We start from the raw sequence: 20,968 nt of genomic DNA, 5'->3' as shown, positions 1-20,968 counted from the left end.
GGGTGGGTGGAGCAGGTCGGGTGAGAGGGGGTCCGGGGCGAAGCCCCGTGACCCCCTCTCACCACCCGTGGGCTAGCGCCCCGCCAGCAGCACCCGGTGCATCGGCGTGTCCAGGAGAGCGACCCGCCGCAGACCCGCGTCCGCCAGCCACTGGTCGTAGTCGTGGACGGTGTACGCGTCCCCGCCGCCCGTCGCCAGCATCGACGCCGCGAACAACCGGAAGAACCTGTTCTGCACGTTCCCGGAGCCGGCCTCCTCGTCGACGATGTGGTCGACGATCGCGATGAGCCCGCCTTCGCCGAGCCCCTTCGCCGTCTTCAGCAGCAGCTCGTGCGCCGACTCCGGCGTCTGGAGGTGGAAGATGTTGACGAACAGCGCGAGGTCCGTCCCGTTGCCCCAGTCGTCGTTCCAGAAGTCCGCCGTGAGCGGCGAGAACCGCTCGCTGACGCCCAGCCGCTCCGCCTGCTCGGCGGCGATGGCGGTGATCCGGGGGGCGTCCAGTCCGCGTGCGGTGAGCTGCGGGAACGCCTGGAGCAGCAGGTGGCTGTAGATGCCGGTGCCGCAGCCGACGTCGAGGAGGACGGCCTCGGTGTCGTCGCCCCAGCCGCGCTCGCGCAGCGCGTCGGCGAGGACGGAGACGACGGGCGGGGCCCAGAAGTTGATGCCGCGGGCGAGGGAGGTGTAGTCCTCCTCGGATATCTGGTTGACCTGCTGTCCGCCGTGCTCGCCGCGGGCCCCGCCGCGGACGTTGTCGGCGAGGTGCCGCCAGGCCTGCCAGGCGACGTTGCGGTCGTGGGTGATCTTTCCGGCGAGGCTGTAGAGCCCGTCGGGGGCGAACACTCCGCGCAGGGAGGCGGGCAGGGTGTAGACGGCCTGGCCGTCGCCGCCGCGTTCACGTCCGACGATGTCGTAGGCGTGCAGTCCGTCGAGGAGGACGCGGGTGGCGCGCAGGTCGGTGCCGAGGGTCTCGGCGAGGCCGGCCGCGGTGGCGGGGCCGTCGGTGAGGGTGGCGAAGACGCCGAGGTCCTGGGCGGCTTCGATGACCCCGGGCGCCCACATGCCGATGAGGTGCTCGTAGACGCGGTGGGTGGCGCGGGCGCCGTCGTCGTCGGCGGGCAGCAGGCTGGTGTCGACGAGCGGGGTGTGGTTGGCGGTGGCCTTGGGCGTGAGATCGACGGGCGCGGTCATGGCAGGTCTACTCCCGGTCTGGGGTGGTGGGGTGAGGTCGGTGGAGCGGGCGGTCACACGACGATCCCGCCGTCGATCCGGAGCACGGCGCCGGTGATGTACGAGGCCTTGTCGGAGGCGAGGAAGGCGATGGATTCGGCGACTTCCTCGGCGCTGCCGAAGCGGCCGAGCGGTACGGCGGCGAGGGTGCGGGCGCGCTGTTCCTCGGTGAAGGCCCCGGCGGTCATGTCGGTTTCGATCATGCCGGGGGCGACGGCGTTGACGCGGATGCCGAAGCGGGCGGCTTCCTTGGCGAGGGCGCAGGTCAGGCCGATGATTCCGGCCTTGGACGCCGAGTAGTTGCCCTGTCCGGGGTTGCCGGCGCCGGAGACGCTGGACAGGGTGATGATGACGCCGGACCTCCGTTTGACCATGGGGAAGAGGGCGGCCCGGCAGAGGTGGGCGGTGCCGTCGAGGTTGGTGTCGATGACGTCCTGCCAGTCCTGGTCGGACATGAGCAGGAGGGGGCGGTCGCGGGTGATGCCGGCGGAGGCGACGGCGACGGCGACGGGCCCCAGCTCGTTCTCGGTGCGGGCGACCCAGTCGCGTACGGCGCGGGCGTCGACGACGTCGAGCCGCTGAGCGAGCCGGCGCACGCCGAGTTCGTCCAGTTCCTTGCAGAGGCTGCTCGCGGCCTCCTCGTCGGAGCGGTAGGCGAAGCTGATGTCGTACCCGTCCTGGGCGAGCCGCAGGGCGGTGGCCCGCCCGATGCCGCGCGAGCCTCCGCTGATCAGTGCGGTCCCGACGGCGTTCCCGGCGCCACTCCCCGCGGCGGTCCCGGCAGCGCTGCGGGCATCCGCCCCGGCACGGCTCCCCGCGCCGGCGTTCTCCGTGCTCGCCGTGTTCTCCGTGCTCACGGCGCCTCCCCGAGGAGCCGTACGACCGCGCAGGCGACCGAGCCGTCGCGGTCGACGGAGGTGATCACGGCCGGTCTGCCGTGGGCCTCGGGCCTGCGCCGGGCGGTGGCGAGGAGTGCGGCGAGCTGGAAGGCGGCGGAGGCGCCCGCGGTGTCGCCGATGCGGTCGTGGACGTCGACGCGGGTGGCGGCTTCGGCGCCGAACAGCCGCCGCAGCAGGGCGGTTTCGACGTGTCCGACGCGTCCGGTGAGTCCGCCGCCGACGGCCGCCCACACCTCGGACGGCTCGACGCCGGCGGCGGCGAGGGCGTCGCGGACGGACGACTCGGCCGTGCTGGCGAGTTCGTCGTCGACGTCCACGCGGATGTCCACGGCGAGGAGTTCGGCCAGAGCGGTGCGACCGGCCGGTATGCCATTGCCCGGCTCGACCAGGAGGAGCGCGCAGCCCTCCCCGAGCGGTCCGGCGCTCTCGTCGGCGCCCCGGGTGTGGTGCTCGATCCAGGAGCGGGACGGCGAGTACTCCTCGACGGCGCCGACGAGGACCCGTTCGGCGCGGCCCGCCGCGAGGAGGCGGCGGGCGTAGCCGAGGGCGATGAGCCCGGTGGGCCGGCCGCCGGCCAGGGTGGTGTTGGGCCCCTGGAGGCCGAACCGGATGGCGCTGGCGGCGGCGGGGCAGTTCATCAGCACGTTCGGCATGAACTGGGCCGGCACGTCGTACGGCTTTTGGCCGGTGAAGGAGGCCATGGCGAAGTCGTGCTGGCTCTGCGCGCTGCCGAGGGTGGTGCCGAGGACCAGCGCGGTGCCGGTGCCGACCGGGACCGGCCGCTCTTCGCGGGAGGCCTCGTCGAAGAGTTCCCGTACGGCGGTGACGGCGAGGCCGGTGGCCCGGTCCATGGTGCGGGTGCCGGCCCGGCCGAGCACCTCGCGCACCTCGAATCCGGGCACCAGGCAGGCCGCTTGGGCCGCGTGGCCTTCGGGGACGGGGACGGCCCGGCCTGCGCCGGAGTCCTCCGTCAGGATGCCCCGCGCGTAGTCGGCGCTCGTCACGCCGTAGGGCGAGACGGCCGACCAGGCGGTGATGAAGTGGCGGTCCGTGGGGACCGCGACGGTCGTCATGATCAGGTCTCCTCGTGTCTGCCGAGGACGACGGCGGCGTTGTTGCCGCCGAACGCCAGGCCGTTGTTGACGACGACCCTGAGGTCGGCTTCGACGGCGTGGTTGGGCACGCAGTCGACGGGGCATTCGGGGTCGGTGGAGCGGTGGTTGACGGTCGGCGGGATGAAGCCGTGGGTCAGCGCGAGCGCCGAGGCCGCTGCCCCGAGGGCGCTGGCGGCGCCCATGGAGTGGCCGAGCATCGACTTCAGGGCGACGGTGCGCGGCGGGCGGTCCCCGAACACCTGGCGGACGGCCCGGATCTCGGTGACGTCGTTGGTGGGGGTGCCGGTGCCGTGGGCCGAGACGAGGTCGACCTCCTCGGGCTTGACGCCCGCGTCGGCCAGCGCGAGCCGCATGACCTGGGCGACGCTGTCCATGTTGGGCGCGGTGGGGTGGTGGGCGTCGCAGTTGAGGCCGTAGCCGAGGAGTTCGGCGTAGACGCGGGCGCCGCGGGCGCGGGCCGAGTCGAGGCTCTCCAGGAGGAGGATGCCCGCACCCTCGGCGGTGAGCAGTCCCTCGCGGTCGGCGTCGAAGGGCCGGCAGCGGTCGGAGGCGACCAGGCCGAGCCGGTGGAACCCGGCGAAGGTCCGCCGGGTCAGGGCGTCCGCCCCGCCGACGAGCGCCCACTCGGCCTCGCCGGAGCGTACGGCGTCGTAGCCGTCGCCGACGGCGTAGTTGCCGGCCGCGCAGGCGGTGCCGAGCACGGAGGGCACCGCGCGGGGCAGCCGCAGTTCCTTGACGACGGCGAGGGCCAGCCGGTGGGCGGCGAGCCGCCCGACGCCGACCGGGTCGAGCCCGGCGGGTTCGGTGCCGTTCGCCTGGGCCTCGACGAGCCGGTCGAGGGCGTCGGCCTCGCCGTCGGTGGTGCCGACGGTGACCAGTCCCGGCCCGCCCCGCAGGTCCGCCGGGTCGAGCCCGGCGTCGCTCACCGCCATGCGGGCGGCGGCGACGGAGAACTGCGTGGCGCGGCCGAGCTGTTCGGCCGGCGTGTGGCGGACCCATGCGGACGGGGTGAAGTCGTGCACCTCGTGGGCGAGCTGCCTGCGGAATCCGGTGCTGTCGAAGCGGGTGATGGGACCCGCCCCGCACCGGCCCTCGCGCAGGCCCCGGGTGAACTCGGTGACGCCGTTGCCGATGCTGGACAGGACCCCGATCCCGGTCAGCACCACACGCCGGGCGGTCATCGCGCCGCGGCCCGGGACAGCACCTCGAGGACGGCCTCGAGGTTGACCATCTTGGGCAGTTCGTCCTGCTCGATCGTCACGCCGAACGTCTTCTCCAGCGTGGACAGCAGCTCGATCGCGGCGAGGGAGTCGGCGCCGTACTCGTCGACGAACAGGCCGGTCGAGGTCAGCTCCTCCTCCAGTTCGAGGGCGTCGGCGACGATCGCTCTCACCTGGGCCTCGACGGTCTCGTCGATGGTGATGGCACTCATGGTGTCGGTTCCTTTCCTGGGTGGTGTGGTGGTGCTTGGTGCGGTGGTGCGCGGTGTGGGGGTGCGCGGTGTGGGGTGGTGCGGTCCGGTCAGCTCGCCTCGGCGAGGCTCCTGGGCCGCAGGTCGGTCCAGTTCCGCTCGATGTGGTCGAGGGCCTCGGCCCGGCCGGTGTCGGTCAGGACGGCCTTCCAGCCGTCGGGTATCTGCGCGAACGCCGGCCACAGGCAGTGCTGGCCTTCCTCGTTGACCAGCACATGGAATGTCCCGGTCTCGTCGTCAAACGGATTTCCCATTACCGTGACGTGTCCCTTCTCTTTCCAAGGACGCGGGCGCACTTATCCCGCGCGGGCATTTCATGGAATCCTCCAGAATTCACATCCGATTACTTCGGATGTCATTCCATGAGGTCGGTCAGCACGCGGGCCACGGCCGCCGCGGGGGCGGCGTCCAGCATTCCGTCGTGGTCGGCGTCCACCTCGTGGCGGACGATCCGGCCGGCGGTGTGGGGGGCCCAGACGGATTCGCCGGTGGCGTGCGTGTCTCCTCGCGTCGCCGCGAAGAAGTGCAGGTCGCCCTGGTGGAGGCGGGGCCGGTGGGTGTCGGCGAGTGTGTCGAGCGCCCGGATGACCCGCAGTAGGCGGGCGTACTGGTCGTCGGTCAGCTCCGCCAGCGCGTCGCCGGCGGCACCGAGCCTGGCACGCAGTTCGCCGCTCAGGAGGGCGTCGTCGGGAACCTCGTCCGGCGACGCTCCCGACGCCTCGCCCACGTCTGCCGGGAATCCGTCGAGGTTCGCCAGCAGGGCGACCTCTTCACCGGATTCCACGAGCTGGCAGGCCATTTCGTGGGCGACCAGTCCGCCGAACGACCAGCCGAGAATATAATACGGGCCGTCCGGCTGAATCTCCACCATTCTTTCGACATATTGTGCGGCCATTTCGGAAACGGATTCCGGCTGCGGGGTGTCGTCCTGGATCCCGCCCGCCTGGAAGGCGTGGACGGGCGTGTCCGGGAGGTGGGCGGCCAGGGCCAGGAAGGGCCAGCCGAGGCCGACCCCGCCGTGCACGCAGAACAGGGGCGGACGGCTCCCGTGCGGGCGGATCGCCAGCACGGGCGCGAAGGCGGCGTCCCCCGAGGTCTCCGATGCGGCCACAGCACCGCCAAGAGCCACGGCGTCCGGCGCGTCAGGCCCGTCCGGCACCTCCGGCGCGTCCAGCGCGGCCAGCGCCGCCGCCGTGCGGTGCACGAACACGTCCGCCGGTGTGAACCGGACCCCTGCCCGCTTCGCCCGGCCCACCAGCCGGATGGAGCGGATGGAGTCCCCGCCGAGGGCGAAGAAGTCGTCGTCGGCGCCCACCTGTTCCACTCCCGTCCCGAGGGTCTCGGCGAAGAGGCGGCACAGCAGTTCCTCGCGCGGGCCGGCCGGTGGGCGGCCACCGGCCGGGGCCGGTGCGGCGGGCGCGGGCAGCCGCGCGCGGTCCACCTTGCCGTTGGGGGTGAGCGGGAGGGTGTCCAGGACGACCAGGGCGGCCGGGATCATGTAGTCGGGCAGCCGGCGGGCCACCTGGGAGCGCAGGTCGGCCGGTTCGGTGCCGCTCGCGGTGACGACGTATCCGGTGAGCCGGTCCTCGTGGACCACCACCGCCGACTGTTCGACGTCCGGGTGGCCGGCCAACGCGGCCTCGATCTCGCCGAGTTCGATGCGGAAGCCGCGGATCTTGACCTGGTGGTCGACCCGGCCGAGGTAGTCGATCGTGCCGTCCGGCCGCTGCCGTACGAGGTCGCCGGTGCGGTACATGCGGGCACCGGACGCGCCGTACGGGTCGGCGACGAAGCGTTCGGCGGTGAGACCCGGACGGCCGTGGTAGCCGCGGGCCAGGCCGATGCCCCCGATGTACAGCTCGCCGGTGGCGCCGGTGGGCACGGGGTGCAGGTCGGGGCCGAGGACGTAGGTGCGGTTGCCGCCGAGGGGGCGGCCGATGGACGGGGTGCCGGTGCCGTCGAGTTCGGTGGCGGTGGACCAGATGGTGGTCTCCGTCGGGCCGTACAGGTTGGTCAGCTTCCGGGTGGCGGCGGCCAGCCGGGCGGCGAGGGCGGGGCTGATGGCCTCGCCGCCGGTCAGCGCGTGCAGGCCCGCGAGGGCCCGCGGGTGCTCGGTGACCAGGGCGTGCCACAGGGTGGGTGTGGCCTGCATGACGGTGGCGCCGGAGCCGGTCAGCAGGGCGGCGAGGGCGTCCGGGTCACGGACGGTGTCGTGCGCGGCAAGGACCAGGCGGGCGCCGGAGATCAGCGGTCCGAACAGTTCCAGGTTGGCGATGTCGAAGCCGAAGGTCGTGACCGCGACGAACCGGTCCTCCTCCCCCAGTTCCAGGCGGGCGCGCAGGTCGGCGAGGAAGTTGGCGAAGGCCGCGAAGGAGATCACCACGCCCTTGGGGCGGCCGGTGGAGCCGGAGGTGTAGATGGTGTAGGCGGCGTCGGCGGGTGCCGGGTCGCCGGTGAAGGCGGGTGCGTCCGGGACGGGTTCGTCCAGGAGGAGCCGCGGTACGGCGTCCAGGGCGGGCAGGCCGCCGGCCACGTCGGTGGTGGTGAGGGCGAGGACGGGTCCCGCGTCCCCGACGACGTACCCGATGCGTTCGGCGGGGTAGGCCGGGTCGATGGGCAGGTAGGCGGCGCCTGCCTTGTGGACGGCGAGGACGGCCACGGCCAGTTCGGCCGAGCGGCGCAGCGCGACGGCGACCAGGCTGCCGGGTCCGGCGCCCCGGGCGCGCAGCGCGCGGGCCAGGTGTTCGGCCTCTTCGTCCAGCTCGCGGTAGGTGAGGGTGCGGTCGTCGGTGACGAGGGCGGTGCGGTCGGGGTGGGCGGCGGCGCGCTGGGCGAACCAGCGGTGCGGCGGGCCGTCGTAGGAGTGGGCGGGGGTCCGGTTCCACTCCGTCAGGAGGGTCTCGCGTTCGCCGGGCAGCAGGGCCGGGACGGTGCTGAGGGGCCGGCCGGGGTCGGTGGTCAGGGCGTCGAGGAGGTGGGCGAACCGGTCGGCGAGGCGTCGGGCGGTGTCCTCGGTGAAGAGGTCGGCGCTGAACTCCAGCCGTCCGGCGAGCCCGGCGGGCGCGCCCGCGGTGTCCTGTTCCTCGGCGAGGTCGAAGGCGAGGTCGAAGCGGGCGCCGCCGGTTGCCGCCGCACCGAACTCGACGTGCAGGCCGGGGAGTTCGAGGTCGGGCCGGGTGTTGTTGTGCAGGGCGAGCAGGGTCTGGAAGAGGGGGTGGCGGGCGAGGGAGCGGGTCGGGGCGAGGGCCTCGACGAGCTTCTCGAAGGGCACGTCCTGGTGGGCGTACGCGGCGAGGTCGGTGGTGCGGACGCGGTCGACGAGGTCGGTGAAGGTGGGGTCGCCGGAGACGTCGGTGCGCAGGACGAGGGTGTTGACGAAGAAGCCGACCAGGTCGTCCAGGGCCTCGTCGGTGCGGCCGGCGACCGGGGTGCCGAGCGGCACGTCCTGGCCGGCGCCCAGTTTGGCGTAGAGGGCGGCGAGGGCCGCCTGGAGGACCATGAAGAGGCTGGCGCCCGAGCGGGCGGCGAGGGCGGCGGCCCGGCGGTGGGTCGCGGCGGGGACGGTGAAGCCGACGGTGGCGCCCCGGTAGGAGGCGACCGCGGGCCGGGGCCGGTCGGCGGGCAGCTGGAGTTCGTCCGGCAGCCCGTCCAGGGCCTTGCGCCAGAAGCCGAGCTGCTCGGCCGCGAGGCTGCCCGGGTCGTCCTCGTCGCCGAGCAGGTCCCGCTGCCACAGCGCGTAGTCCGGGTACTGCACGGGCAGCGGCGTGAACCGGGGCGCCGTGCCGTCGAGCCGGGCCCGGTAGGCGGTGCCGAGGTCGCGGGCGAGGACGGCGTTGGACCAGCCGTCGGCGGCGATGTGGTGGATGACGACGGCGAGCAGGTGCTCCTCGTCCCCGACCGTCGACAGACCGGCCCGCAAAGGGAGTTCGGTGGCCAGGTCGAAGCCGCGGGCGACGAACTCCCCGAGGTCGCCGACGGCGGCGAGCGGCACCTCGGCCGTTTCCAGCACCCGCTGGTAGGGCTCGCCGTCCGCCTCGGGGAAGACGGTGCGCAGCGCCTCGTGCCGGGCGACCACGTCGTTCAGGGCCGCCTGGAGGACCTTCCGGTCCAGCGGCCCGGTGAGCCGCAGCGTCCACGGCAGGTGGTAGGCACCGGCCGTCCCCTCCAGCCGGTTGAGCACCCACATCCGCCGCTGGGCGTACGACAGCGGCGGCCTCGTAGGCCGTACGGCCGGGGCGAGAGCCGGGCGGGCCGCCCCGGCCGTGCGGAGGCTGGCGGCGAGGCGGGCCGGGGTGGGCTCCTCGAAGACCAGCGCCATCGGCAGTTCCGCGCCGAGCAGCGCGCGGACGCGGCTGATCAGGCGGGTCGCGAGCAGGGAGTGGCCGCCCAGGTCGAAGAAGTCGTCGTCGGCGCCGACCCGTTCGACGCCGAGGACGTCGGCGAAGGCCTGGCAGAGCGCGGCCTCCTGCGGGGTGCGCGGCTCACGGCCGGCGACCCCGGCGAGGTCGGGGGCGGGCAGCGCCTTGCGGTCCACCTTGCCGTTCGAGGTCAGCGGCAGCGCGGGCAGGATGACGAACGCGGCCGGAACCATGTACTCGGGCAGCAGCGCGGCCAGTTCCCGCTTCACGCGCGCGGGGTCGGCCGTGCCGGCGAGGTGGGCGGCGAGGCGGGCGGTGCCGGTCTCGCCGAAGACGGTGACCACGGCGTCCGCGACCCCGGGCAGGGTCCGCAGGACGGCCTCGATCTCGCCCAGTTCGACGCGGTGGCCGCGCACCTTCACCTGGTGGTCGCGCCGCTCCAGGAACTCCAGCCGGCCGTCCGCATGGCGGATCACCCAGTCGCCGGTGCGGTACATGCGGGCGCCGGGCGTCCCGGCGAACGGGTCGGCCACGAACACCGCCCCGGTGCGGCCGGCGTCGTCCAGGTAGCCGCGCCCGACCCCGCGTCCGCCGACGTACAGCTCCCCCGGCACTCCGGCGGGCACCGGACGCAGGGCGTCGTCGAGGACGTACAGGCCGGTCTCGCGCACGGCCCGCCCGATGGGCGCCCGTACGTCGCCGAGGCCGGTGGCGTCGGTGATGAGGGCGTGGGTGACGTCGTCGGAGCATTCGGTGGGGCCGTAGGCGTTGACCAGGGGGATGGCGGGGAAGCGGGCGAGCCAGCGGCGGCACAGGTCGGCGGGCAGGGCCTCGCCGGTGACGACCAGCTGGCGCAGCGAGGCGAGGACGGGCGGGCGGGCGCCCGCGTCCCAGGCGTCGAGCGCGGCCCGCAGCAGCGAGGGGACGACCTCCAGGACGGTGACCGCCTCGGTGTCCGCGAGCCCGAACAGGGCCTGCGGGTCGGCGGCCGTGGACCGTCCCACGACCCGCAGCCGGCCTCCGCTCACCAAGGCGGCCAGCATCTGCCACACGGAGATGTCGAAGGTCACCGGCGCGTTGTGCACGAGCACGGTGTCCTCGTCGAGGCCGAGGTCCTCCGCCTTGGCGAGGAGGTGGTTGACCATGCCGTCCCGGTGCACCATGGCGCCCTTGGGCCGCCCGGTGGAGCCGGAGGTGAAGATGACGTAGGCCAGGTCGAGCGGTCCGCCGGGCGCCTCCGGCAGGGGCGCGGAGGGCAGGGCGGCGACGGGGGTGACGGGCAGGTCCGTCCCGGTGGCGGCCAGCACCTCGCGGGCCGCGCCCTCGTGCGCCGCGTCGACGAGCAGGTGCCGTACGCCCGCGTCCTCGACCAGGGAGGCGCTGCGGGCCGTCGGGGCGTGGATGTCGAGGGGGACCCAGGCGGCGCCGGCGGCGAGGGTGCCGAGGACGGCGGCGACGAAGTCCTGTCCGGGGGCGGCGAGGACGCCCACCAGGGAGCCGGGGCCGACGCCCGCGCCGGTGAGGTGGGCGGCGATACCCCCTGCGCGTCCGGCCAGGCCGGCGTAGGTGAGGCGGCCGTGGTCGTCGGTGACGGCCTCGGCGTCGGGCCGGGCGGCGGACAGCTCGCGCAGCCGGGCGACGACGTCCGTGAAGGTGTCCCCGCCGGACGGCACGGGCAGGTCGAGCACGTCCTCGCCCGGCAGCAGCGTGCCGATCCGGCCGGACGGCGTCTCCGGTTCGGTGAGCGCCGACCGCAGCACCTTCTCCAGGCGGGCCACCACGTCGGCCGCGTCGGCGGCGGTGTACCTGCCGGGGTCGTAGGACACCGTCAGCTTCAGCCGGTCGCCGGGGATCGCCATGAGGCTCAGCGGGTAGTGCGTGGCGTCCTTGGCCTCCAGGCCGGTGACGGCGAGGCCGGGGACCGGGTCGCGCAGGGCGGCCGGGTCCAGCGGGTAGTTCTCGAAGACGAGCACGGTGTCGTACAGCTCGCCCAGGCCCACCGCCCGCTGGATGCGGGCGGCGCCCAGGTGCTGGTGGGGCAGGAGCGCGGCCTGCCGCTCCTGGAGCCGGCCGAGGATCTCGGGGAACGTGGCGTACGGGTCCAGCGTCACCCGCACCGGGACGGTGTTGATGAACAGGCCGACCATCGACTCGACGCCGGGCAGCTCCGGCGGGCGGCCGGAGACCGTGGAGCCGAAGACGATGTCGGCGCGCCCGGTGAGGGTGCCCAGGACGGTCGCCCAGGCGCCCTGCACGACGGTGTTGAGGGTGAGTCCGCGTTCCTTCGCCCAGGCGGTGAGGCCGGCGGTGAAACCGGCCGGGAGGTCGAGGACGTGGTGGTCGGGCAGCCGGGAGCCGTCCGTGCCGCCGGGTGCGACGAGGGTGGCCTCGGTGAGCCCGTCCAGCGCCTCCCGCCAGGCGGCCTCGGCGCCGGCGTCGTCCTGCCGGGCGAGATGGGCGAGGTAGGTCTTGTACGGGGTGACGGGCGGCAGCGGGGCCGCCGGGTCGCCGTACAGGGTGAACAGTTCGCTGATGATGACGGGCATCGACCAGCCGTCGAAGAGGATCTGGTGGGCTGTCAGGACGAAGCGGTACGACGTCTCGCCGGTGCGGATCAGGCGGAACCGGAGCAGCGGCGGGCGGGCCATGTCGAAGGGCCGCAGGCGGTCCTCGTCGGTCAGCTTCCCGATCCGGTCCGCGTCGTCGGCGTGGTCCTCCTGCCAGGGCAGGGCGATCGTGCGCGGTACGAGCTGGACGGGGTCGCCGTTGTCGCGGTAGCGGAAGCCCGCCTTCAGGTGCGGGTGGCGGTCGAGGAACCGCTCGGCGGCGGCCTTCAGGCGCGCCCCGTCCAGCGGCCCGGACAGGTCCAGGACCAGCTGCACGGTGTAGACGTCCCGCTCCCGCCGCCCGGAGACCGCGTGGAAGAGCAGGCCTTCCTGGAGCGGGGTGAGCGGCAGGACGTCGCTCAGGTTGGATCTTCCGCGTGTCACAGGGAGGCCCCCCAGTCGTCCATCTCGTTCTCGAATGCGTCCAGTTCGTCCTGGCTCAGGGCGATCAGGTCCACGTCGCTGGGCGTGTGGCCGCCCGCGTCGGGGTTCTGTGCGTGGGCGACGAGCGCGCGCAGCGCCCGGAACCAGCCCTCGGCGACGTCGGCGGCGTCCGCCTCGTCGAGCAGCTCGCCCGGCCAGGTCCATACGGCGGTCAGGCGCGGCCCGTCCGGTCCGTCCTCGGTGAGGGCGTTGAGGCCGAGCGTGTGCGGCAGCGCGAGCCCGGGGTCGGCGCCCGCCGCGATGAGCGGGGACTCCTCGGTGGTCGCCCAGTCCGCGTCGCGCGGGGCGGGCAGCCGGCCCAGGTAGTTGAAGCCGAGCTGCGGGGTGTGCTCCAGGCCGGGCAGGGCGGCGATCCGGTGCAGCACGCCGAAGCCGAGGCCGTGGTCGGGCACGGCCCGCAGCTGTTCCTTGACCTGCTTGAGGACGCGTCCCGCCGAGGGCCCGCCGGCCCACACCTCCGCCCAGTCCGGGGCGCCGAGGTCGACGCGCAGCGGGTAGGTGGTGGTGAACCAGCCGACCGTGCGGCCGAGGTCGATGCCGTCGGCGATCTCCTCGCGGCCGTGGCCCTCCATCTCGATCAGCACGGCCGCCGCGTCGTCGCGGGTGCGGCGCCGCCAGTCGGCGACGGCCAGCGCGTAGGCGGTGACCAGGACGTCGTTGATCTCGGCGTGGAAGGCGGCGGGCACCTCGGTGAGGACCGCGCGGGTCGTCCCGGTGTCCAGGGTGTGGCGCAGGGTGCGGGCGGTGGCGTGGGTGTCGCGCGCCGGGTCGAGGGGCCGTCCGCCGAGCGCCGGGTCGGGGGTGGCCAGCGTCCGCTGCCACAACTCGCCCTCAGCTGCCCGCTGTTCGGAGGCGGCCTCCTCGGCGAGGAGTCCGGCCCAGTGGCGTACGGAGGTGCCGACCGGCTCCAGTTCGGCCGGAACGCCCGCCACGGCCGCCTCGTGGGCGCGGGCCAGGTCGTCCAGGAGGATGCGCCAGGAGACGCCGTCGCAGACCAGGTGGTGCAGGGTCAGGACGAGCCGGCCGGGGCGGTCGGCGCCCGCGTCGAGCCAGGTCGCGCGGAGCATGGTGCCCTCCCGCGGGTCGAGGCGTGCGGCGTCGGCCGACGCGGCCCGCCGTACGGCGTCCGCGAGGGCGGGGCCGTCCAGCCGGGCCACGTTCTCGCGGGCCAGCAGCCAGGGCGCGTTGACCGCTCCCGGTTCGCGCACCTTCGGCGTCCAGGTGCCGTCCTCGTCGAGGAGCGTCATCCGCAGGGCGTCGTGGTGGTCGATCACCGTCTGCAGGGCGGTGGCGAGGCTGGCGCGGGTGGCGCCGGCCGGGGTGCGGACGGCGACGGCCTGGCGGAAGGCGTCGTAGGGGCCGTCGAGGGCGTGCAGCCAGCGCATGATCGGTGTGGGCGCGAAGGTGCCGATGCCGTCGTCGGTGCCGCGTACGACCTGCTCCTCCACCGGGCGGGCGACCACGGCGAGCCCGGCGGGCGTGCGGTGCAGGAAGACGTCCTGCGCGGTGAGCAGCAGGCCTGCCGCGCGGGCCCGGCCGACGAGCTGGATGGAGCTGATGGAGTCGCCGCCCAGGTCGAAGAACCCGGCGTCGGCGCCGACCTCGTCGAGGCCGAGCACCTCGGCGAAGACCGCGCACAGCGCCCTTTCCTGTTCGTTGACGGGGGCCCGGCCGCGGGTGGCGTCGGTGTAGTCGGGGGCGGGCAGGGCGCGCCGGTCGAGCTTGCCGTTGGTGGTGAGCGGCAGGCCGTCCAGGGTGACGACGGCGGCCGGGACCATGTAGTCGGGCAGTCGCCCGGCCACATGGCTGCGCAGGGTCGCCGGGGGTGCTGCCGGGCCGGCCGCCGGGACGACGTAGGCGACGAGGCGTTTGTCGCCGGGGCGGTCCTCGCGGACCACGACCGCGGCCCGGTCCACCTGCGGGTGGGCGGCCAACGCGGCCTCCACCTCGGCGAGTTCGATGCGGAAGCCGCGCAGTTTGACCTGGTCGTCGGCGCGGCCCACGTAGTCGAGGGTGCCGTCGGCGCGGCGGCGCACGAGGTCGCCGGTGCGGTACATGCGGGCCCCGTACGGGCCGTACGGGTCGGTGACGAACCGCTGGGCGGTCAGGTCGGGGCGGCCGAGGTAGCCGTGCGCGAGGCTCGCGCCGCCGACGTACAGCTCGCCGGTGACGCCGGCCGGGACGGGCCGCAGGTCGTCGTCGAGGACGTGCACGACCGTGCCGGCCAGCGGGGTGCCGATGGGCGGCCTGCCGCCGGGCACGAGCGGGTCGCTGACGGTCGCGCAGACCGTCGTCTCCGTCGGGCCGTAGGCGTTGAGCAGGGTGGTGTGCGCGGCCCACTTCTCCACCAGGGCGGGCGGGCAGGCCTCCCCCGCCGTGATCACGGTGATCCCGGACGGCACCGGCCGGTCCTCCGGCCATGCCGCGAGCACGGCGGGCGGCAGGCATACGACGTCGATGCCGGCGTCGGTGAGGTACGCGGCGAGCGGGTCGCCGGGCGCCCGCTGGTCCTCCGTGGCCAGGACCAGGACGGCGCCGGTGACCAGGGCGGTCAGCATCTCCCAGGCCGCGGCGTCGAAGCTGAGCGAGGCGAACTGGAGCAGCCGGGTCCCTTCGCGCACCCCGAACCGTGCGGCCTGCGCGGTCAGCGCGGTCGCCGAGGCGTGCCCGACGACGACGCCCTTGGGGCGGCCGGTGGAGCCGGAGGTGTAGATGACGTACGCCGGGTCGCCGGGCATCGGACCGTGCTCGGGGGCGCGGGTCGGCCGCGCCGCGAGGTCGGCGAGGGTGGTGCCGGCGTCCAGCACGAGCGGCTCGGGGGCGCTCGCGGGGACCCGGCCGGCGACGGCGGCCGTGGTCAGTACGGCGGCGGGGCGGGCGTCGTCGAGGACGTACGCGATCCGCTCGTCCGGGTAGGCCGGGTCGATGGGCAGGTAGGCGGCTCCGGCGGCCAGCACCGCGAGGACCGCGGTGACGGTGTCCGCCGAGCGGTCCGCCATCAGCGCCACGACCTGGCCGGGACGCACACCCCGTTCCACCAGCAGGTGCGCGAGGCGGTGTGCCCGGTCGGCGAGGTCGCCGTAGGACACGGTGGTGCCGTCGGGCAGCGCGAGGGCCGGGCGGTGCGGGTCGGTGGCGGCGCGGACGGCGAACAGGCGGGCGATGGTGGTGGGTTCGGGTGCCGGGACCGCGGAGCCGTTCCACTCGCCGAACAGCCGCTCCCGCTCGGCGGGCAGCAGGGCGTCGAAGCCGCTGAGCGCGGTGTCCGGCCGCTCGGTGAGGGCGTGCAGGAAGGTCACCAGGCGGGCGGCGACCGACTCGGCGCTCTCGTGGGTGAACAGGTCGGCGCTGTACTCCAGCAGACCCGCGATGCCGTCGGGGCGGCCTTGGCCGTCCTGCTCCTCGGTGAGTTCGAAGGCCAGGTCGAAGCGGGCGGTGCCGGTGGGGATGGCGGTCGTCTCGGCACGGGTGCCGGGCAGGGCGAGGTCGGTCGCCGTGTTGTTCTGGAGCGCCAGGAGCACCTGGAAGAGGGGCTGGCGGGCCAGTGAGCGCTCGGGGTTGAGGGCCTCGACGAGCCATTCGAAGGGCACGTCCTGGTGGGCGTAGGCGGCCAGGTCGGTGGTGCGGGCGCGGCCGATCAGCTCGCGGAAGGTGGGGTCGCCGGACACGTCGGTGCGCAGCACCAGCGTGTTCACGAAGAATCCGACCTGCCGTTCCAGGGCCGCGTCGGTGCGGCCCGCGACGGGGGTGCCGAGCGGGATGTCGGTGCCGGCGCCGAGCTTGCGCAGCAGGGCGGCGAGCGCGGCCTGGAGCACCATGAAGACGCTGGCGCCGGTGGCGCGGGCGAGCGCGGTGACCGCCTCGTGCAGCTCCCGGTCGAGGCGGAAGGCGATCTGGCCGCCGCGGTGACCGGGCAGGGCGGGGCGCGGGAAGTCGGCCGGCAGCTCCAGTTCGTCGGGTGTCCCCGCGAGTTCGGCGCGCCAGAAGTCGAGCTGGCGGGCGGCGAGCGAGCCGGGGTCGGCGCTGTCGCCGAGCAGCTCGCGCTGCCACAGCGTGTAGTCGGCGTACTGCACGTCGAGCGGCGCCCAGCCGGGGGCGTGGCCCGCGGCGCGTGCCGTGTACGCGGTGCGCAGGTCCTCGGCGAGCGGCAGCACCGACCAGCCGTCGCCGGCGATGTGGTGCAGCACCACCAGCAGCACGTGCTCCTGGTCCGCGAGGGTGAAGAGTTCGGCGCGCAGCGGCAGGTCGGCGGCGAGGTCGAAGGGGCGTACGGCCCGTTCGGCGAGGACCGCGTCGAGGTCACCGGCGGCGACCTCGGTGACGGGGAGGCCGAAGGGGCTGTTCCGGGCGGGCAGGACGACCTGGACGGCCCGGCCGCCCCGTTCGGGGAAGACGGTGCGCAGCGACTCGTGGTGGTCGACGACGTCCCCGAGGGCCGCGGCGAGCGCCTCGTGGTCGAGGGGGCCGGTCAGCCGTACGGCGCGCGGCAGGTGGTAGCCGACGGCCGCGTCCGCGTCGAGCCGGTCCAGGAACCACAGGCGCTGCTGGGCGAAGGACAGCGGCAGTTCGGCGGGCCGCTCCTGTGCGGTGACGGCGGGGCGCGCGGCCCCGGCTCCGTCCCCGGCTTCGGTGAGGTGTCCGGCGAGTGCGGCGACGGTGGGGGCCTCGAAGAGGACCCGGACGGCGAGTTCGGCGCCGAGCAGCACCCGGATCCGGCTGATCGCACGGGTCGCGAGCAGCGAGTGGCCGCCGAACTCGAAGAAGTCGTCGTCGATGCCGATCTGTTCGACGCCGAGGACCTCCGCGAACACCGCGCACAGCACCTGCTCCTGCGGGGTGCGGGGGCGGCGTCCTGTCTGCGCGGCGGTGAGGTCGGGCGCGGGCAGCGCCTTGCGGTCGACCTTGCCGTTGGCGGTGAGCGGCAGCCGGTCCAGGACCACGAAGGCGGCCGGGACCATGTAGTCGGGCAGGGTGGTGGACAGTTCTGCCTTCACCTCGGCGACGTCGACGTCGCCGGTGACGAACGCGGCCAGCCGGGTCGATCCCGCGCTGTCCACGGCGACGTCGACGGCCGCGTCGGTGACACCGGTGACGCCGCGCAACGCGGCCTCGACCTCGCCGAGTTCGATGCGGTGACCGCGGATCTTGACCTGGTGGTCGACGCGCTCCAGGAACTCCAGGCGGCCGTCCGTGCGGTGCCGTACGCGGTCGCCGGTGCGGTACATGCGGGCACCCGGCTCCGGCGCGAACGGGTCGGCGACGAACACGGCCGAGGTGCGGCGCGAGTCGTCCAGGTAGCCGCGGCCCACGCCGACCCCGCCGACGTACAGCTCGCCGGGCGCGCCCACGGGCACGGGGCGCAGGCCGTCGCCGAGGACGTACAGGCGGGTGTTACGGATCGCGGAGCCGATCGGGGTGTGGACGTCGCCGAGGTCGGCCTCGGAGCGGATGAAGGCGTGGGTGACGTCGTCGGAGGCCTCGGTCGGGCCGTAGGCGTTGACCAGCGGCACGTCGGGGAAGAGCGCGAACCAGCGGCGGCACAGGTCGGCGGGCAGCGCCTCGCCGGTGACGACGAGTTGGCGCAGGGAGCCCAGCCGGGGGCGGGCGGCGCCGCTGTCCCAGTCGTCGACGGCCGCCCGCAGCAGCGAGGGCACGACCTCCAGGACGGTGATGGCCTCCTCGTCGACCAGCGCGAACAGGCCCTGCGGGTCGGTGGCCAGCGCGCGCGGCACGACCCGGGTACGACCGCCGGCCACCAGCGCGGCGAGCATCTGCCACACGGAGATGTCGAAGGTGACGGGCGCGTTGTGCACCAGGATGTCGTCGGGCGTCAGCGCGAGGTCCTCCACCTTGGCGAGCAGGTGGTTGACCATGCCGGCCCGGTGCACCATGGCGCCCTTGGGGCGGCCGGTGGAACCGGACGTGAAGATCACGTAGGCCAGGTCGTCGCCCGCGCCCGCGGCCGGTACGGCAGCCGTCGGAGCGTCGCCGCGCTCTCCTCCCTCGCGGACGTCCCGTACGTCGTGGAGTTCCACGATCTTGGGCCAGTGGGCGCCGGCCGCGAGGAGCTGATGGGCGTAGCCCTCGCGGGCGGGGCTGAACAGCAGGGCGTCTGCGCCGCTGTCGGCGAGCAGGGCGGCCCCGCGGGCGACAGGCGCGTGTACGTCGAGCGGGATCCAGGCGGCGCCCGTGGCGAGCACCCCGAGGACGGCGGCGACGAACTGCGTCCCGGGATCGGCGGCCAGCGCCACCAGCGACCCGGTGGTCACCCCGGCCCCGGCCAGCCGCTGGCTCACCTCGTCGGCCCGCGCGCACAGTCCGGCGTACGTCAGCCGTACGGTGCCGTCGTCCACGGCGATCGCGTCCGGGTTCGCGGCGGCCAGCTCGCGCACCCGCTCCACCACGTCGGTGAAGCCGCCGGTGCGGACGGTGGCGTTCCAGTCCTCCAGGACGAGCTGCCGCTCGGCGGGCAGCGTGACGTCGAGCCGGCCCAGCGGCAGCGCGGCCGGGGCGAGCGCGAAGCTCTCCAGGTGGCCGAGCAGCCGCTCGCCGTGCGCGGCGAGTTCCTCGTCGGTGAACAGGCCCGGATTGGCGTCGAGGCGCAGCGTCCAGCGGCCGTCGGGCGCGTCCAGGTAGATGAGCTGGAGTGCCGGCACGGGCCCGGTGGACAGGTTGTGCAGCCGGCCGGTGCACTCGCCGAAGACCAGATCGGCTCCCGACTCCAGCACGTTGACGGTCGGCCCGTACGACAGTTCCGCGTCCCCGGCGAGACCCAGCTCGCGGCGCAGCCGGTCGCCGCGGTAGCCCTGGTGGCGCAGGGTGGTGCGCAGTGCGGCGGCGGTGAGTTCCAGCAGGCCGTCGCGGGTCAGCGCGGGGGTGACGTCCAGCGGCAGCGGCAGGAAGTTGGCGCGCATGCCGGGGACCGTGCGGGCCGTCGGCGTGGTCCTGGCCGGCACGGGCAGCGTCAGCAGCACCCGGCTGCCGCCGGTGACCCGGGCCAGGTAGGAGGCGGTGGCCGCGACCAGCGCGGCGGGAAGGGTGACCCGGCCCTCCCAGGCGACCCGCTCCAGCCGGGTCACGGTCGCTGCGGGAACGGGGGAAGTCCACCTCAGCGTGTGCCGTGCCCGTAGCGGGCGGCGCGGGGAGAGCCGGGTCGGCTCGGGGGTGTCCGCGAACCGGCCGGCCCAGAAGCGGGCGTCCCGTTCGTGCTTCGCGGAGTCGAGATAGGCCTGCTCGTCGTCGACGAGGACCCGCAGCGGCGGCAGCGGCTCGCCGTCGGCCGTGCCGGCGTACAGCTCCGCGAACCGCCGGTAGAACGGGGCGCGGCTGAAGCCGTCCAGCAGGATGTGGTTGGCCGACACGTAGAAGCGGTGGTGGTCGTCGGCGATCCGGTGCAGCTGCCACCGTACGGCGCCGTCGGCCAGCGAGGACGGCAGCGCCAGGTCCTCGGCCATCATGCGGCGCGAGACGGCGTCCGGGTCGGCCTCGGCGCGCAGGTCGCGCACCGCGACGCCGGGCGTGGTCAGCGGGGCGGTGGGGTCGGCGGGGTCGGCCCGGTCCAGGGTGCCCTCGCGGACCTCCCAGGTGAACTCCCGGATCGACTGCACGGCTTCGCCGTCCCGCTCGGTGAACACCGCGCGCAGGGCGTCGGTCTCGGCGAGCAGGCCGTGCCAGGCCGCCGCGAAGCGGGCCGGGTCCAGGGGTCCGTGCAGGTCCAGGTGGTCGGCCATGGTGAAGACCGGGTTGCCGGGGTCGAGCTGCTGGGCGTACCACATCTCCCGCTGCGCGAGCGAGAGCGGCAGTTCGAGGCTGAACGACTCGCTCATCGTTGATTCACTCCAGAAGTGGCGGGGGTCGGCCCGGTCCCCAGGCCGAACTCGTCGAGGCCGTAGATGTCCTGGACCCAGTTGCTCTGGTAGATCGTGTCCAGGTAGCGATCACCGAGGTCGGGGGAGATGGCCACGGCGGTGACGTCCTCCCCCGGCCGGTGCTCGGCGAGCCAGCGCACCGCGCCGTTGACGACCGTGCCGGTCGAGCCGCCGAAGAGGAATCCGCTGCGTGCCAGCTGGTGGCAGGTGCGGATGGTGTCGATCTCCGGCACGAGCACCATGTCGTCGACGTAGGACTCGTCGAAGAGGGCCGGCCGTACGCCGGCGCCCAGGCCGGGGATCATGCGGGCGCCCGGCGGCCCGCCGAAGGTGACCGAGCCGACGCTGTCGACTCCCACGATCGTCACCTGTGAGCCGGGGCGGTCCTTGAAGTAGCGGGCGCAGCCCATCAGCGTGCCGGTGGTGCCGGCACCGACGAAGAGCAGGTCGAGTCCGGGGAACTGCTTCTCGATGGCGGGAGCGGTGGTGCGGTAGTGCGCCATCCAGTTGTTGGCGTTGGCGTGCTGGTTGAGCCAGAGCACCCGCTCGTCCCCGGAGCACAGGGCCCGTACGTGGTCCAGCCGGGCGCCCAGGAACCCACCCGGGCCGGAGGCCTCGGTGATGACGTGCACCTCACCGCCGAGCGACTCGATGGCCTGGCGGGTCGTCAGGTTCGTGCGGGCGTCGACGACGCAGATGAAGCGATATCCCTTGGCCGCGGCGATCATGCTGAGCGCCAGGCCCAGATTGCCCGACGAGGACTCCACCAGAACGGAGTCCGGTCCCAGCGTGCCGCTGCGCTCGGCCGCGTCGATCATGGAAGCGGCTGCCTTGAGCTTCACCGAGCCGGCGAAGTTGAAGGCCTCGCACTTCAGATAGAGCGGCCATCCGTACAACTGCCGCAGGTCTACGAAGAGGTCTTCCTCGTGGAACTCCTGCGGGGTACCGATGATGGGCACCGTGCCCTACCTCCCCCGTCT

General features: G+C 74.3%; 9 protein-coding genes. All 9 read right to left on the bottom strand.

The window, feature by feature from the left end; all coding sequences use genetic code 11:
* Nucleotides 1–72: 72 nt before the first annotated feature.
* The gene (locus tag BZL64_RS13095; protein ID WP_086769290.1) at nucleotides 73–1,188 is read right to left on the bottom strand and encodes a class I SAM-dependent methyltransferase; all 1,116 of its coding nucleotides are present in this window, start codon (nucleotides 1,186–1,188) and stop codon (nucleotides 73–75) included.
* Between the two features lie 53 nt (nucleotides 1,189–1,241).
* A complete protein-coding gene (gene fabG, locus BZL64_RS13090) occupies nucleotides 1,242–1,961 on the bottom strand; it encodes a 3-oxoacyl-ACP reductase FabG (RefSeq protein WP_086769292.1) in 720 nt (239 codons plus the stop codon).
* Nucleotides 1,962–2,080: 119 nt separating this feature from the next.
* On the bottom strand, nucleotides 2,081–3,199 hold the full coding sequence (locus BZL64_RS13085; RefSeq protein WP_086769288.1) for a beta-ketoacyl synthase N-terminal-like domain-containing protein: 1,119 nt from the start codon (nucleotides 3,197–3,199) through the stop codon (nucleotides 2,081–2,083).
* A 2-nt stretch (nucleotides 3,200–3,201) separates the two neighbouring features.
* Nucleotides 3,202–4,422 (bottom strand): beta-ketoacyl-[acyl-carrier-protein] synthase family protein, encoded by a 1,221-nt coding sequence (locus BZL64_RS13080; protein ID WP_086769286.1) that lies wholly within the window; start codon nucleotides 4,420–4,422, stop codon nucleotides 3,202–3,204.
* Nucleotides 4,419–4,673 carry an acyl carrier protein gene (locus BZL64_RS13075; RefSeq protein ID WP_086769284.1) on the bottom strand — a complete coding sequence of 85 codons (255 nt, stop codon included), beginning with the start codon at nucleotides 4,671–4,673 and terminating at the stop codon, nucleotides 4,419–4,421. The genes BZL64_RS13080 and BZL64_RS13075 overlap by 4 nt, the downstream gene beginning before the upstream one ends.
* Before the next feature lie 89 nt (nucleotides 4,674–4,762).
* Nucleotides 4,763–4,966, bottom strand: coding sequence for an MbtH family protein (locus BZL64_RS13070; protein ID WP_086769282.1), 204 nt, complete (start codon nucleotides 4,964–4,966; stop codon nucleotides 4,763–4,765).
* A gap of 101 nt (nucleotides 4,967–5,067) precedes the next feature.
* Nucleotides 5,068–12,060 carry an amino acid adenylation domain-containing protein gene (locus BZL64_RS13065; RefSeq protein WP_158101527.1) on the bottom strand — a complete coding sequence of 2,331 codons (6,993 nt, stop codon included), beginning with the start codon at nucleotides 12,058–12,060 and terminating at the stop codon, nucleotides 5,068–5,070.
* On the bottom strand, nucleotides 12,057–19,946 hold the full coding sequence (locus BZL64_RS13060) for a non-ribosomal peptide synthetase (RefSeq protein ID WP_086769278.1): 7,890 nt from the start codon (nucleotides 19,944–19,946) through the stop codon (nucleotides 12,057–12,059). The genes BZL64_RS13065 and BZL64_RS13060 overlap by 4 nt, the downstream gene beginning before the upstream one ends.
* Nucleotides 19,943–20,947 carry a 2,3-diaminopropionate biosynthesis protein SbnA gene (gene sbnA, locus BZL64_RS13055; protein ID WP_086769276.1) on the bottom strand — a complete coding sequence of 335 codons (1,005 nt, stop codon included), beginning with the start codon at nucleotides 20,945–20,947 and terminating at the stop codon, nucleotides 19,943–19,945. The genes BZL64_RS13060 and sbnA overlap by 4 nt, the downstream gene beginning before the upstream one ends.
* Nucleotides 20,948–20,968: the final 21 nt, after the last annotated feature.

Origin of the sequence: Streptomyces bobili (assembly GCF_002154575.1) — a bacterium.
GTDB classification, from domain to species: Bacteria; Actinomycetota; Actinomycetes; order Streptomycetales; family Streptomycetaceae; genus Streptomyces; species Streptomyces bobili.
This window is presented reverse-complemented; position numbering and strand designations above follow the sequence as displayed.

Coding starts and splice junctions, on each gene's coding strand:
- BZL64_RS13095 (WP_086769290.1), bottom strand. CDS start 1,188: ATGACCGCGCCCGTCGATCTCACGCCCAAGGCCACCGCCAACCACACC.
- BZL64_RS13085 (WP_086769288.1), bottom strand. CDS start 3,199: ATGACGACCGTCGCGGTCCCCACGGACCGCCACTTCATCACCGCCTGG.
- BZL64_RS13080 (WP_086769286.1), bottom strand. CDS start 4,422: ATGACCGCCCGGCGTGTGGTGCTGACCGGGATCGGGGTCCTGTCCAGC.
- BZL64_RS13075 (WP_086769284.1), bottom strand. CDS start 4,673: ATGAGTGCCATCACCATCGACGAGACCGTCGAGGCCCAGGTGAGAGCG.
- BZL64_RS13070 (WP_086769282.1), bottom strand. CDS start 4,966: ATGGGAAATCCGTTTGACGACGAGACCGGGACATTCCATGTGCTGGTC.
- BZL64_RS13060 (WP_086769278.1), bottom strand. CDS start 19,946: ATGAGCGAGTCGTTCAGCCTCGAACTGCCGCTCTCGCTCGCGCAGCGG.